Source organism: Pseudotamlana agarivorans (assembly GCF_001642835.1).
In the GTDB taxonomy this organism is placed as follows: domain Bacteria; phylum Bacteroidota; class Bacteroidia; order Flavobacteriales; family Flavobacteriaceae; genus Pseudotamlana; species Pseudotamlana agarivorans.
Window position 1 is genome coordinate 1 of the sequence record NZ_LXEI01000007.1, and the last position, 16,450, is coordinate 16,450.

At 35.1% G+C, this 16,450-nt stretch carries 7 protein-coding genes; 6 read left to right on the forward strand and 1 reads right to left on the reverse strand.

From position 1 onward, the window contains the following. Positions 1-318 precede the first annotated feature (318 nt). A complete protein-coding gene (locus A6I66_RS09095) occupies positions 319-939 on the forward strand; it encodes an L-threonylcarbamoyladenylate synthase (RefSeq protein WP_067148120.1) in 621 nt (206 codons plus the stop codon). 144 nt (positions 940-1,083) lie between these two features. Here the strand turns inward: A6I66_RS09095 and A6I66_RS09100 are convergent, their stop codons facing one another. After that, positions 1,084-2,193, reverse strand: a complete 1,110-nt coding sequence (locus A6I66_RS09100; protein ID WP_067148124.1) for a T9SS-dependent choice-of-anchor J family protein — start codon at positions 2,191-2,193, stop codon at positions 1,084-1,086. 530 nt (positions 2,194-2,723) lie between these two features. On the opposite strand from A6I66_RS09100, the gene A6I66_RS09105 reads away from it, so the two are divergent. The 5 genes from A6I66_RS09105 (at position 2,724) to A6I66_RS09125 (ending at position 16,441) form a co-directional block, all read left to right on the forward strand. Continuing rightward, positions 2,724-5,741, forward strand: coding sequence for a T9SS type A sorting domain-containing protein (locus A6I66_RS09105; RefSeq protein WP_067148128.1), 3,018 nt, complete (start codon positions 2,724-2,726; stop codon positions 5,739-5,741). 347 nt (positions 5,742-6,088) lie between these two features. Next, complete coding sequence (locus tag A6I66_RS09110) at positions 6,089-7,645, forward strand: helix-turn-helix domain-containing protein (protein ID WP_067148130.1); 1,557 nt, start codon at positions 6,089-6,091, stop codon at positions 7,643-7,645. A gap of 29 nt (positions 7,646-7,674) precedes the next feature. Further along, on the forward strand, positions 7,675-8,802 hold the full coding sequence (locus A6I66_RS09115; protein WP_067148133.1) for a tetratricopeptide repeat protein: 1,128 nt from the start codon (positions 7,675-7,677) through the stop codon (positions 8,800-8,802). A gap of 159 nt (positions 8,803-8,961) precedes the next feature. Further along, positions 8,962-15,471, forward strand: coding sequence for a choice-of-anchor J domain-containing protein (locus A6I66_RS09120; protein ID WP_067148136.1), 6,510 nt, complete (start codon positions 8,962-8,964; stop codon positions 15,469-15,471). A 34-nt stretch (positions 15,472-15,505) separates the two neighbouring features. Next, positions 15,506-16,441 (forward strand): PorP/SprF family type IX secretion system membrane protein, encoded by a 936-nt coding sequence (locus A6I66_RS09125; protein WP_067148138.1) that lies wholly within the window; start codon positions 15,506-15,508, stop codon positions 16,439-16,441. The last annotated feature ends 9 nt before the right edge of the window (positions 16,442-16,450 follow it).

Consider the following 16,450-nt stretch of genomic DNA (forward strand, 5'->3'; position numbering starts at 1 on the left):
ATTATCACGGATTTTTTTCATAGGGTGGATGTTGTAATTTGGATGTTACTTTGAGTTTGTTTAACCGTTTAACCGGCATTTCAATTATAATCTTCGTACTAATGAGCATCTGTGTAGATCTGTGAAATCAGTGTCTTTGAAAGGTTTTTTGGCCACGGATTATCACAGGTCTTTTTTTCATTTGGTGTAATTTAGATGTTATTTTGAGTTTAACCGTATAACCGTATAACCGTTTAACTTTGTAACTTTGTAACCGTGTACTTTGTCACTCACATTTTTAGCGTTTACTTTGTGTAAGCAAGCTTAACAAGATATCCTATGGCCGATTTTATAAGAATTTACGAAGAAAACCCTAATGAAAGAGAAATTGATAAAGCTGTAAAAGTTTTAAAACAGGGTGGTCTTATTATCTATCCTACAGACACGGTTTACGGATTGGGCTGCGATATTACAAACATCAAAGCCTTAGAACGTGTTGCACGCATTAAGGGTGTGAAGCTGGAAAAAGCTAACTTTTCCTTTGTTTGTCATGATTTAAGCGATTTAAGCGATTATGTTAAGCAAATTGATACCAGTACATTTAAAATTTTAAAACGTGCTTTACCTGGTCCATACACCTTCGTTTTACCAGGGTCTAAAAACTTACCTAATCCGTTTAAAAAGCGAAAAACGGTTGGAATTCGAGTGCCTAATAACAATATAGCTTTAGAGATCGTAAAACGCTTAGGAAACCCAATCATTTCAACTTCTATACGTGATGAAGATGAGGTTTTAGAGTATACCACAGATCCAGAACTTATTTTAGAAAAATGGGATAATCTGGTCGATTTGGTTATTGATGGGGGTTATGGCGATAATGAAGCTTCAACCGTGATTGATTTATCTGAAGATGCCCCTATAGTAATTCGTGAAGGTAAAGGCGGATTGGAAATCTTTTAGGAAATATTCATTTTACTCATAAACAAAAAAGGCTGTCCAAAGACAGCCTTTTTTTTATAGTCACTTAAACTAAAGTAAAAATCAACACTTTTTATTTACCAAAATCTTTACCAAGAAATAGTGCTGATGTTTTATTAAACTCGATTATTCTTTAACGAATTTTATGGTTTTTGCTTTGTTGTCACTTTTAATTGTGATTAAATATAAACCATTGTTTAAATGGCTTAAATCAATTCTGTTATCAAATACTTGACCGCCATTTAGAGTTAATACTTGTTGTCCTAAGCTGTTTACGATTTCAACTTGATCGATTACTGTATTAGCATTAATGTTAATAACATCGGTTACAGGGTTAGGGTAAACACTTATAGCATTAATATCGTGTTCTTCAGTCGATAAACTAGGATCTGTTTCTGTAGAAAATGCCCAAACCGTAGCATTAGCACCCGAATTACCAGCACCATTACGAGCCACAACTGCCCAGTTATAGGTTGAATTGTAATTTAAAGTAATTGCTACAGTGGTTTCTGCAAGGCTACCTACATAGGCTAAGTCTCCACCATTTTCACTAAAATAGATATCGTAACTTGCTGGGGCACCACCTGTTGTAGCTGGTTCCCAAGATAGAATAACAGAGTCGCCGTTATTTTCATCTAAATCAACATTCGTGCTGTTATGAGCAGGTGCAGGGTTTATAGGTGCATGTGGTGCTGTTAAATTTTTATCAATTAAATCCACATTATCAATAGCTAAAGCATCACCAACAGCTTGAGTTTGCTCCCATACGAATGCGATATATATGGTTTTGCCTTCATAAGCTGTTAAGTCCACGGCATGTTGCGAAAATCTACCATTGGCACCATTGTTAACTTCAAGTTCGGTTTGCGTGTCTACTGTTGTAAAAGCAGCGTGATCGTATTGCGTGTTGGCATCGACGTGCTCCGCTACACGAATCGTAAGTACCGATTTATTGTCGGCTGCAAGAATATCAGTTTGGTCAAAAACTAATTTTGAATTTGTCGCAGTAATAGGAGCAGTTGGTGTTACTAACCAATCTTGGGTTGGTGCATCAGAAGGCGATACAACCATGTAGCCACCTTCAGCATAATGTTCCCATTTGCTTTGTTCGCTAGTTACAGTGCCTTTGTAACTAACCCATCCTGCAGGCGGATTTGTAAAATCTTGTAAATATTGTGCGTTAGCCGCAAATGAAAAGGCTATACATAAAGTTAAGAGTAAGGTAGTTTTTTTCATGTTCTTCAATTAAAAATGGTTCTTGTCGTGTTATCGTAAATTTCATCTGTATCCCACGAAAGGATGGTTAAAAATATTAGTATAATTACATTATATAAAGGCAATGTCTTGTGGTTTTACCGAAATTTGAAATGTAAAAATCAAAGAGTTGAAGAAATAGACAATTTGGCTCAGGCCTTTTATTTATTGCAGTTGTCGTAAATCCAAATAAGAAAACGTTAAAATTTTTGATAGAATTTAGAGAGTCATTCTAAAGTTGTTTTTTTTCTAGTATTTAGATTGAAACATTTAATTTTTTATATCATTATTAGCTTTTCTTTAAAATATCATTAAATTTTTAACTTAATTTTGTAAACAGTTGAAAGCTAATTGTTTATGCTTTATTTTTGGCTTTTAAATTTCGGTAAATAGCAAATCCCTTCTCTTTTTATCTTCATTGTACGGTAATATATTTAGGTAATAATATTGTTAAGCTAATAGGTGCTTAACAATGTTTTAAACCATATTTATTAACTAATTCAATAACCAAAATGAAAAGAATTACATTTTTTATGATGATGCTTTTAAGCGTCACGGTGTTTGCTCAAATCGAAATAGTAGAAAATTTCGACAGTACAGCAAACAATCAAGTACCAACAGGTTGGACAGTAACAGGAGCTACTGGAGCAACTTCTACTTTTGCATGTGGTGCTACAGGAAGTACTTTATCTACTTTATTTTCAACTGAAGGGACTTCAGAATCAATTTTAACAACAGATTATGCGAATATTTCAAATGGGACAGATTTAACTGTTAGTTTTTCATATAAGATGTATCAAGCCTCCTTTTATAGAACTTATTCAGCACCAGCAGCAGGGTGGGGTTCGTTAATTTTAGAATATTCTATAGATAGTGGTGCTACTTGGACAACTATTACAACTATTGATGACTCTAATTATTCGTATGTAGATCCAGCAACATGTACAGACTCTGCAGATTTTTTGATTACTGGAATTCCATCTGGAAGTAATTTTCAAGTACGCTTTACTGCAACAGCGTCAGTAATTACTAGTAATTTTTTAAGAATGGATATTGATAATCTAGCTTTTACTCAATTAGCAACGGAAATACCAAATTGTGATGCTACGTTAATATCTCCAGTTAATGGTTCAACAGATGCCGATTTAGATGCTTTGTTAACATGGAATAGAGCTACGGGATTACCTACAGGCTATAACCTTACTATAGGAACAACGAGTGGAGCTAGCGATATTTTAGATACAACGACTACGGATACATTTTACTCTTTAGCAAGTTTAAATTTAGCATACAGCACCGAGTACTTTATTAATATTGTACCAACTAATGGTATTGGTAACGCAACGGGATGTGTTGAAGAAAGCTTTACAACACGTGCAGAGCCACTTGATGGTTCTACCTGTTCTAAGCCTATTGTGATTTCTAATTTTCCATATTTAGGTCAAGGCGATACAGAAAATTTTGAAAATAATATAGGTGCTAGTCCTTGTAATACGGGATACATGAGAGGAAATGATGTGTTTTACGAAATTTCACCAGCTACCGATATGTCTATAAATATTGGTTTAACAGATGTAGATGACAATGGGGCTGGAATTCATGTTGTTGAAGGTTGTATTGATGCTGCTACAGAATGTGTTGCCTATGTAGGTGCAAGTGCTTTTGATGCTGAAAGACAACTGAATGAGGTTGTATTAAAAGGAGGAAAAACATACTATATTGTTTTAAGTAGCTCAAGTGCTTCAAGAACTTATGCTTACAAATTATTTATTGACCAAAACAGTTGTATTAGTCCAACGATTGGTTCTTTAACACCAGTAGCCGATTGTGCTAACGGTCAGTTTTATGTAGATGTTGATGTGTCTTACTTAGGCGATGCCTCTTCTTTAACGTTAAGTGATGATGTTGCCTCTACGGCAGATATTACCAATATTTCATCTACTGGAGTCGTTACTGTTGGTCCTTACGCGAGTGGAACCACAGTTAACTTTACATTAATTAGTAATGATGATAGTGGTTGTTCGTATACCGACTCCACTTTTTTTTACTGTCCACCATCAAATGACGAGTGTGCTAATGCGATGCCTATAACAGTTAATACCGATCAATCTTGTACAAGCTTTGTGAGCGCTAGTAATGCCGGTGCAACGGCTGCTGCAAATGAGGAAGGAGCTTGTTCTACATCTGGAAACAGTGTTTGGTTTAGTTTTGTGGCAACAAACGAAATTCAAATTTTAGAGTATTTAAACGTGGTTTCTGCCCCTGGATATGACCAAGGAGGAGAGTTGCAAGCTACCGAATTATTTGAAGGAAGTTGTGGTTCACTTACAAGTTTAATGTGTTCGACTGGTAGTTATGTTACATTAACAGGCTTAACTGTTGGTAACACCTACTATATTAAGAACAAAACGAACCTTAGTGGTAACTATGCTCAAAATTATGACATTTGTATTAAAGAGCCTTTCGCAGCACCAGCAAATGATGAATGCTCGAATGCTGTAGCGCTTAGCTTGTCTACTAACGATTTATGTGATAATAAAGTAGCAGGTACTACAATAGGAGCTACAAAGTCTGCCGATGCTTTGGATTGTGGAGGCGGTTCAACTGTTTACAATGATGTTTGGTATAGTTTTACACCAGCAACAAAAGGTGTTTATGAGTTTTCTTATAACGTTTTAAACGGGTCTACTAGTGATAGTTATGTGGTGTATAGTGGTACTTGTGGAGCATTTACTCAAAAAAGTACGGCTTGTAACCAAGATTTTAATCAAACTCACGCGATGAGAGCAGGTGTCACCTATTATATTGTTGTAAGATCAGCAAGTTCTGGTGAAGGCATAGATTTCGAATTATGTGTTTTCCAATTACCAGATGATGCCGTTTCAAATGATGATTGTACAACAGCAACAACATTAGTAGAGTCTAGTGATGCTAATGGAAACAATAAAATTGTTGGCAATATGGATAATGCTTATCCGTCACAAGAAGCAGCTTGTTCAACTAATTATAAGCATATTTGGTATGCGTTTACACCAACTTATACAGGCGATTACCATGTTGATTTTACAAAAACTAGCGGATCAACAACTTATTATACGATTTACAATACGGGTGATTGTGCTGCAGTTTCAGAGGACTATGTAACTGGAATTTCTTCCTGTTCTAACACCGTTGATAAAACCATAACTGTTGAAGCTGGAAAAACTTACTTAGTATCACTATTTTGTGGAGCCACTAGTGCTTCGGAGTTTGAATTATTTATCTATCCAGACGCAACATTAAGTACTGATGCTATTGAGTTTGAGAACTTCAAATACTTCCCTAACCCTGTGGTTAACACATTAACGGTTCAGGCTAAAAATAGTATTTCTAATATTAGTATCATCAATATCGTAGGACAAGAGGTAAAGCGTTTTGCTCCTAATACAATCAAATCAACTGTAGATATGAATGACTTAAACAATGGTATTTACTTCGTTAAAGTATCTATTGGTACTGCAGTAAAAACTTTTAAAGTTATTAAAGAATAGGTGAGTAAATACTTGCTTTAAATTGAATTTGTATAAATTTGATTTAGTCACGAAAGCATCGCGAAAGCGATGCTTTTTTGTTTTATGCATTTCCCGTGTTAATTTTTTTGCAATTCTATAATAAAGACATCTCAATTTTAAAAGAACTGTTAATCCAATTGATATACCCTTACAGTCTTGTCGATTTTATTATATTTGTTATCTTAATATTTCAATAGAGGCGCATATTCAGTGTAAAAACATTGTTAAATTATGATAAATCATTGATAATTGTTAGGTCAGAACCCCATAATCTAATTGCTATTTTGATAGGAATAAAAGCTTCGTTCTCAACTCTCGATAAGTGCATGTCTTGCGCTACTTTGCTTTTGTGTCTACTTGGTTCTACAGCGAGTTTCGGACAAAATCATCAGCTATTAGAAAAAGCTGAAGAGCTTATTTATTCTAACCCTGATGAGGCGATTAAAATTTCCGAACACATCGTTAAGAGTGCTGAAGACGAACAAACTCGTGCTCATATTAATTTTATTCTAAGTAAGAGTTATTTGGTAAAGGGAGATTTTAACAATGCTGCAATTCCTATTTTTAGTAATACTGAAGAATTACCTAAGGTTAGCCCAATAGCTCAATTTAGAAACTATTTGGTTAGAACCGAGCTGTTTAGAGAATTGTATTTAGATAAACAAGCTAAAAATTACTTATCTAAAGCTCAGGAGGTTGTTTCAAATATGAAAACCGAAAGTACGGTTAAAGACTCTCTTCAAAGCTTAATTATTCTTGAAGATATTCAAATGAAAATTGATAGGCATGAAAACTTAAATGCCTTACAAATCATTGATGAAACGAACGAGAAGTTTAAAGCATATTTTGACAGTCATAGCAATGAAAAGTTAAAAATCACCTTAGCAAAGGAAATGGTTTATAAGGATTTGTCTTTGCATGATTCTGCCTTTACCTACATCAATAAAACCAATCTTTTATTTGAAAATAGTCAACAAAATAACTTATATGAAAAAGCGATTTTTTATAGCGAGTTAGGTAATTTGTATCTTCAAAAAAATGAATTTGAAAAAAGTGAAGAAATCTTATTTATGGCCTTAAAATGTGCCGAAGTGATTGATAATCCGTCATTATTGATGCAAATTAATCGCGATTTAGCCATAAATTATTTGGCAACCAGTCAAAAAAGTAAATACCTTGTTTATAACGATAAGTTCTTAGTATTAAATAATAAAGTGGAATTAATGGATCAAAAATCTATTAATACCGTTTATAATTTGGTTACGGAAGAGCATAATAAGGTGGTTTTAAAAGAGGAGAAAACCTATCAGAATTATAGAAATATAGTCATTGCTATAGCTTTTCTAGTTTTATTAGTAGGAGCTTTTGTGTTGATAAAGAGTGAATTAAGAAAAAAACGACTTCATGAAATTATAAAATATCTTGAAATAAGTAGAGCTTATTTTAGCAAGATAAAACCAACAAAACGAGCAAGCAAGAATAAAATAATGATCCCTGAAGAAACAGAACGAGGGATACTTATTAAGCTTAAAAAGTTCGAAAACTCTAGAAAGTATTTAAATAGAGATATGTCGCTAGCTGTTTTAGCAGGACAGTTTGAAACGAATACTAAATACCTGTCTGAAATTATTAATAAGCATTACAACGATAACTTTAATACATTCATTAACAAGCTTCGTATTAACTATATCATCAATAAGCTTAAGAAAGACAATAACTATATCAACTATAAAATTAGTTTTTTAGCCGAAGAAAGTGGTTACTCATCACACAGTAGCTTTGCCACGGTATTTAAATCCATTGTTGGGATGTCTCCAGCAACATTTATCAATTTGATAAAAGAAGAGCGTGAAGCATTAAAATCAAGTACAGAAGAATCATGAAAATAGCACTTAAATCTATATTTCTATGCATGGCACTTGTTTTTCAATTAAGTGCTTATGCGACGAGTAGCTTGGTTCAAACCCAAGAAGTAGATAGTTTATTAGAGGAAAGCCGTAGGCAAGTTTATAAAACACCTAATGAATCTATAAAATTAGGGTTGTCTATTTATCAAGATGAAAACTACGCTCAAGAAGTAAGAGTTAAGGCGCTTTTATTAGTGTCTTTTGGGTACACATCGAAGCGTGATTATCAAAAAGCTTTGGAGTACATCGTTAAAGTTGACGAGATTTCAGATAAGTTAGACAATGAATTGCTTGAAATAGAAATTCTTTACCGTACTGGAGTGCTTTATCAACAGCTTAAAATTTATGATAAATCCATCGAGTTTATGGAAAAAACAGAGCGGTTCTGTTTGTCTTATCCAGATAAAGATGCGGTTCGTTTGTTTCTAGCTAATAGTTATGTGGTTAAAGCCTTTATTTATAAAGACAATTTAAATTGCGATATAGCTTTAGATTTTTTTAATAAGGGGATTTTAGAGTATCAAAAAATAAATAGCCGAAAAAGTAATGGAAATTTAAGTATTATCTACTATAATATTGGAAACTGTTACTCTATGTTAGGAGAATACGGTAATGCTAAAAATAGTTTTGCAAGGTCTATTTCCTTGGCAAAAAGAGAGAATGCAGATAGTTTAATATCCTTTGCAGAGAAAGGTTTAGCCGAAGTTTATACACTAGAAGGTAACTATAAAAAAGCCGTAAATTTACTAGAAGAAGCCTTAGAGCGCTCTAAAGGTGTAGGCGATTTGGTATTAAATTTAGGGATTTACAAAGGCCTTTTTGAAAACCACTTAGCATTGAATGAACCAGAAAAATTTCAAGAATTTTACAATTTATATTTAAAGACTCAGGCTCAGATAAAAACCTCTGAACGTAACTCTATAGGTGATTCTATTAACGAGAGTTACAAGCTTCAAAACACTGAAGTAGTAAATATCAAAGAGCAATTTAATTCTCTTCTTAAATGGTCTGTTTTATTGGTAGTAATCTTTGTTTTAGGGGTACTATTTCTTGAGATTAAAAATAAAAAAACCATCCAAAACCTTACAAAAAAGGTGGATTCTCTTCAAGGTGGTAGTAAAATCAAAAAGTAATTTCAAAAAATAATTTTTTATTGTAACAGACTGTTTTTTAGTTTGTTGGTTTGGTGTTTTTGCTTTCAAATTTCAGTAAAAGGCAAAGACACAAGGTTTATGTTAAGAAGGTATTATAATATCTTTAATTTTTATAAACTACTAACCAAAAAACATAGCATGAAAAACAAGTTGCAGATTGCTCTGGTAAAACCCGATCCTTTTTCTGTTAAAGGATTGATTGAATTCGGTTTTAGAAATTCAATTTTTAGTCACTGGATTTTTATTCTAGTACTAACTTTAGTTTTATCAGCTTCAGGAAAAAGTTACGCACAAGTATCAGAATCATTTAACAGCGGTATACCCAGTAGTTGGTCTATTGTTAGCAATAATGTAGGGACTTCTAATTGGGAAACTACCACCGATGGGTTTTTAAACACAAATGGTGTTTACGTAAGACCAAGTGCCGATAATATAGGCGATCAAAATACTGCAGAATATTTTTTGGTGACACCGCAATTTACGGTTCCAGAAAAGGGTGAAATTCACTTTTATACCAAGCAAAGTAGTGAAATAGATCATGGTGCAACCTATGAAGTAAGAATTTCTACAGCGGCGCAACCAGATATTACTGCATTTGGTGTTACACTGCAGTCTTACACAGAATCCAATCTTAATAATGTATCTCAAACAGCTTACGAGAAAAAGGTGATTAAATTTCCAAGTTCTGTTCCTGCTGGTTTAAATGTTTATATCGCTTTTGTTGCTACAAATACGCAAAATGGAGATAATCCTACAGGAGATTCTTGGTTTATTGATGATGTTGAAATATTAGAAGGTTGTTTGGGTGAAATATCTGATGTCGAAGTCGACAATATTATGACGACTACTGCCAATTTAAGTTGGACACATCCTTCAGCTACTAATTTTGAATTACAAATTTTACCAAAAGGTGGGGTTCCAGCAACAAGTGGTTTTCCTGTTTCAGGAACGAGTTATAGCTTAATAAACCTTGATGAAGAAACAGAATACGTTTTTTATATTAGTCCTGTTTGTGATAATGGCATTAAAGGTGAATGGGCGGGACCATATAGTTTTGAAACGCTTAAATTAGGATTAACATGTGTTGAACCTATAGTTTTAGAAGATATTGGAACGAATCCTTACGAGTTAGTTGAAAATTTACAAAACTACGTGCACCCTAATCCTGCAGAAGTGAGTTACACTACAGTAGGAACTAACTGTGTTCCAGGTGGCTCGACTTCAACAACCAATTATTTAAATGGTGATAAAATATTTCATACCTATACACCAACCGAAGATGGTTTACTTTCAATTAGCCTAGAGACTGGTACCGAAGGTGGTGGAGGTGATGACAATTGTTATAATAGCAGAATATCCCTTTTTGTTTACGAAGATTGTAGTGGTGTAGGAACAGATTGTCTTGCTGGTTTTACTATCAATAACGCTTTTTCACCTAAATCAATAGAAAACCTATTTGTAGAACAAGGTAAAACCTACGTTATCGTTGTATCGTCTGAGCTTAGTTCTGGAGCAGGGATTTGTTTTAAACTTAACGTTTCAGGTTTAACATGTGCACCTCCAGGAAACTTTGACTATAGTGACTTAACTGAAAATAGCGTTAAGTTTTCATGGGGTAATGTAGGTGGTTTTTCAGATTCATGGGAATACCAAGTGGTAGCACGTGATGCAGGTACACCAACTGCAGGAGGAACGCCAACAAGTACAAATACCGATGTTGTTATAAACTCAGGTTTAACGCCAGGTACAGATTACGATTTATATGTAAGATCGGTTTGTGGTGGTTTGCCAGGAGCATGGAGTAAACCCTATGCTTTTACAACGCAGTGTACTGCTTTTGATACCCCTTATTTTACCGATTTCAATGGCGCAAATGTTACTCCAGAACCTTGTTGGACAAGCCTTGATATCAATAAAGATGGAAATACTTGGGGTTATTTAGGAGCAGCGGAGACTTATGCTACTATTGTAACTGAACTTAATAGAGTTAATGGTATCAGTAATGATATGTTAGTGTCTCCTCAAATTAATTTTGACGCTTCTCAAAAAAGAATACGTTATAAGCACAGAGCAACACAAGGTGCTTCTGTGTACTCGATCAGATTATCTACAACAGGTATTGGACCAAATAATTTCACAACCGAAATTTTACCTGTAACAAGAATTACAAATACAGCTTTTCAAGAAGTTATTGTAGATATACCAGAAGGGATTACTGGAAAGGTAAATATTGCATGGTATGTAGAACCTAGCGCTAATGAAGATGCTCTTAGGTTATCGATTGATGATGTTTATATTGAAGACAAGCCTTCTTGTCCTAAACCACTTAATCCTTCGAGTTTAAATGTAAAAACTGATTCAGCGTGGTTAACATGGACTAAAGGTGATGAAGAAACACAATGGCAAGTGGCTATTCAAGATGCGGGAACAGGTATTCCTACAGGAGATGGTGTTATTGTAGATAGCAATTTCCCTTATGCGGCTACAGGGTTAGAGCCTGGAACGAGATACGAATACTACGTAAGAGCACATTGTGCCGATGACGATCAGAGTGTGTGGGTAGGCCCTGCTACTTTTACAACTTTGTGTACGTCTTACGATACACCATTTTATGAAAGTTTTAATGAAGTTGATCCTGATACACAGAAATTTTGTTGGGATACCTCAGATGACAGCTGGTCTGTAACCGATACCAGAGCTGAAACATCATCAAGATCTACAGACGCTTATTTAATTTCTCCAGCCATTAATATCGATGGGGTACAAGAGTTAAAATTTAAGTATAGAGCAGAAGTAGGGTTCTACTTAGGCGTTGTTATACCACCACGTTATGGTTTGGAGGTGTTAATGTCTACAACAACAAATAACCCTACAAGTTTTTCTGTGATTTCGCAGGCCGAAGTTTTTACACATTCTAATTATATCGAAAAATCGATAATTATTGAAGCTAACGGTCCGGTGTACATCGCCTTTAGAGTGCCTTCTTTTTCTGGAGGATCCTCTACTTTACATATTGATGATGTTAGCATAGGCGATCCACCACCTTGTCCGGTACCAGGGAATCTTTCTTTAGATACTGTAACTTCTAATAGTGTAGATTTTTCTTGGACGGCAGGTTATCAAGAGACCTCATGGCAGGTGGCTGTTCAATTTGCAGGGGTTGGGGTGCCAAATCACGAAGGTGTCACATCTACCGAAACAACATTTTCTGCTACAGATTTAAATCCTGATACAGATTATGAAGTTTACGTAAAATCTAATTGTGGAGATGATAACAGCGAATGGATAGGTCCATTATACTTCTCAACCACATGTACAGCATTTCCATCACCATTTGTAGAAACCTTTAATACAGATTCTACAACTGAGGGATGTTGGACGGTTATAGATGATAATTACGACCTAGATACTTGGGAACTTGATAGTGCAACTTTTCCTTATGAAGGCGATCAAGCAGCGGCCATGTTTACTGGTCATAATGGTAGAAATGAAGATTGGTTAATATCGCCAACCATTACGCTTACCGAAAATCAACAATTAAGATATTATTATAGAGTTAATGATAGTTTCTTTACAGAAGATTTAGAAGTGTTATTATCTACCAATGGTGTTGGTTTAGATCAATTTACCCATGTGTTATATGATTCTGATGATGATCCAGTAATCATTAATAATGTAGAGTATAAAGTAAAAATAATTAGCCTAGCGGGTTATGTTGGTGATGTAAATATAGCTTTCCACGTGCCATTTTTCGCATCAACGGGAGCTTATAGAGGTCAAACTTTGGTGATTGATAATTTCAATATTGAAGATATTCCAGATTGCCCAGAAGTTACAAATGTTATTGCTAGTAATTTATCTGATACCCAATTAGATCTAAGCTGGGATGATAATGGTGAAACCTCTTGGGAAATTTCAGTACAACCATCAGGAACAGAAGCTCCTGTTGGAAGTGCAAATCCAGATTATTTATACGACGCAACGTCTAATCCTTTTACTGTTACAGGATTAACAGCATCTTCTAAATATGATGTTTATGTAAGAAGTACTTGTGATGCCGATGGTCCTTGGACAGGGCCTCTTGAAGTGACTACTTTATGTAGTTTCGAGAACTTATGTCAGTATACCATTTTATTGACTAGTGATACGGATATTTCGTCAGAGTTAGTGTTAACACAAAACAATCAAAGTTACCAGTCTTTACCTTTTAATGGTAATGTAGAAGAAAGTTTTCTAGTGAATTTATGCTCTGGAGTTCAATACTCTTTATATTTTGATACTGTAGGTTGGAATGACGAGCAATATGCGAATTACCAATTTGAAATTTTAGACCCAGATGGAAACTCTGTATATAAAAGTCCAGAAGGCTTGGCATCAAGAACGACTGTATACACTGGTTATTCTTCATGTGGTGATATTACCTGTCCTGAGCCTAAAGATTTAGCCTCTAATGAACTATCAACGCTTTCTTGGACAGCAGCCGGTAGTGAAACGCAATGGGAAGTTGCTTTTCAGCCGATAGGCAATGGTACTATACCACAATCGGGGACTATAGTTTCTAATAGTTCATACACACCTACAGCTTCAGATTTTGTAGACCCTAACATAGCAACCTACGAGTTTTTTGTTCGTGCGGTATGTGGTGACGACGATTTAAGTAATTGGGCGGGACCTTTAGTTTTTGTTAGAAATGATGATGTATCTACAGCAGTTGATGTTATGGTGAGTGCCGACGAAATTTGTAGCACACCAATGAAAGAGATCTCTTTTAAAAATGTGACAACGTCTCCAGAAGCCATGAGTTGTGAGGGCGATAATAACGGTGATGTTTGGTTCAGTTTTACGGCTCAATCTAAAATTCATCAAATTGTAGCGCATTATACGACAGGAACTTTTAGAGAAACAGGTTATGCTGATTATTCTGAATTAGTGATGACTCTTTATAGAGAGAATTCAGCTGGAGGTTTAGAAGAAATAATCTGTAGCTATGATAATACGATTACAGCGATGTACGCTTCCGAGTTAGTTGTGGGAGATACTTATAAAGTAAGATTAACAAAAGTACATGCAGAACCAACTGAATACCGCTTGAGTTTATGCATTACTACACCAAACGATTTGTGTGATGTTAAGATTGTAAACGGTGGTTTTGAACACCCAGGAATCGGACGCTTAAGTGGAGTTAGTTCAATCCTTTCGGTGAATTCAATTCCTGGTTGGAGACAAAATTTAGATACAACCAACTCAGCATTTGTTTGGGAATCATTAAATGCACCTGGTTTTTCACCTTATGAAGGGGGGCAACTTATCCAGTTGCGATCAGATCAGGGTACAACGATCGACCAAAACGATCCGAATATTAAAGGGTTGTATAGGGATTTTGATACTTCAGAAATAACCTTAATGACATATAGTTTTGCGCATTATGGTCGTTTTGATGGTAATAAAATTCAAATGTATGCTGGAGCTCCTGGCGGACCTTATACTTTAGTTACCGAAAATTTTGCAGAACAGGCTTGGAAAGTTATCTCAGGCGAATATGCCGTGCCAACAGGACAACCTGTTACGCGCTTTATTTTTAGAGCTAATGGAACAGACAATATTGGAAATTTATTAGATGCTATAGAATTTGGTTCTAATAATGAAATTATTACCGCGCCATTTGATGTCGATTGTACAAATCCAATGGCAACATTAGAAGCTCGTGGTACAGGTACTTGGATACAAAGTGATACCAATCCAAGTCCAGTAACATTTGATGATGAAAACAACAGTACAGTAAATATTACTAACTTCTTAGCTCCTGGGGTGTATTCATTTACATGGAAAACACGCTATTGTGAATACAGTATTGAATTAAACTATAATGGTATTGGGGACATTCCATCTGTAGAAACACCAATTGAATATTGTATAAATGATACCCCAGTGGCTTTAGAAGCAATGCCGTTAACGGGTTACGAGATTGTTTGGTTCACTCAAGCAACAGGAGGTACTGCTAGTACAATGGCACCTACACCAAATACTACTGTAGCAGGAAACACATCATACTATGTGGCTTATAGAGATATCACTAAAGGTTGTGATGGTCCTCGTGCCGAGATTGTAGTCATTGTAAATGATTTTATAGAATTTGAAATAGCAGGAGAATGTCAAGAGGGTGATTATATTCTTGAAGCATTACCTATTAATAGTGATTTTGATGGATCTCAAGCTACTTACACTTGGAAAGATGCCGATGGAAATGTTGTTGGAGAGAATTCTGAAATATTTAATATAACAGAGTACACCAGCCAAAATACCACTAGTTCTTTATTGTTTTCAGTAGAAGTGGCATACGGTGGTTGTTCCTCAGAAGTTACTCATATCGCAGAAAGATCTAGCTGTATCGATATTCCTAGAGGTATTTCTCCTGATGGAAATGGTAAAAATGATGACCTAGATTTAACAGGGTACGGAGTTACCGAGCTATACATCTTTAATAGAAACGGCACAGAGGTTTATAAGTTTAAAGGTACTTATACCAACCAATGGCATGGTCAAACTAATAAAGGTGAAAATCTTCCAGATGGCACATATTTCTATAGTGTTGTAAACGGAGATGGTAGTAAAACTACAGGTTGGATTTTTATTAATAGAATTCAATAATTAAAATTTATACAACCAGCAATTTAAGATAGCAATGAAAAAAATATATCTCACACTAACATTTGCACTCTTAGTTTTACTAGGTGTTAATGCACAACAAGACCCTCAGTATACACAGTATATGTATAATATGAACGTGATTAACCCTGCCTACGCAGGTTCTAGAGGCGACTTAGCCATTGGGTTATTACACAGATCGCAATGGGTAGGTATCGAAGGGTCACCAAAAACATCAACTTTTTCAATTCACAGTCCTACAGGTAAAAATGTAGGACTAGGGTTGTCGGTTGTTTCAGATCAAATTGGTCCTATTGAAGAAAACAATGTTTACGCTGATTTCTCATACACTTTAAACCTTGGTGGTGCACACCGTTTAGCACTGGGTTTAAAGGGGGGCGCTAGTTTTCAAAACATCGGACTGTTTAATGATATTGGAAACGGCTACCTAGTTGATGCTAACGATGAAGCCTTTAGTGAAAACACAAACAATACCTATTTAAATATTGGTACCGGTATTTTTTACTATACCGATAATTATTATGTGTCGTTTTCAATTCCCAACATGTTAAAAAATACGTATCTGGATGTTAGTAATAACGGTGATACCTATAAGTTTGGTTCCGATGTACTGCATTACTTTTTATCGGCAGGATATGTTTTCAACCTTTCTGAAAGCACCAAATTTAAACCGTCCTTTATGTTGAAATCGGCTTTTAACGCACCAACATCATTGGATTTGTCGGCTAACTTCTTGTTTTTCGATCGTTTCGAAGCAGGAGCAACGTATAGGCTAGACGATTCCGTTGGCGCTATGGTTAATTTTGAAATATTATCAGGCCTACGCGTAGGCTATGCATACGACTATACAACGTCAGAGCTTAATGTTGAATCTTCTGGTTCTCATGAAATCATGCTGTTGTTCGATCTTAATTTCCCTAAAAAAGTATCTGTGTCACCTAGATTTTTCTAACTAAAAACC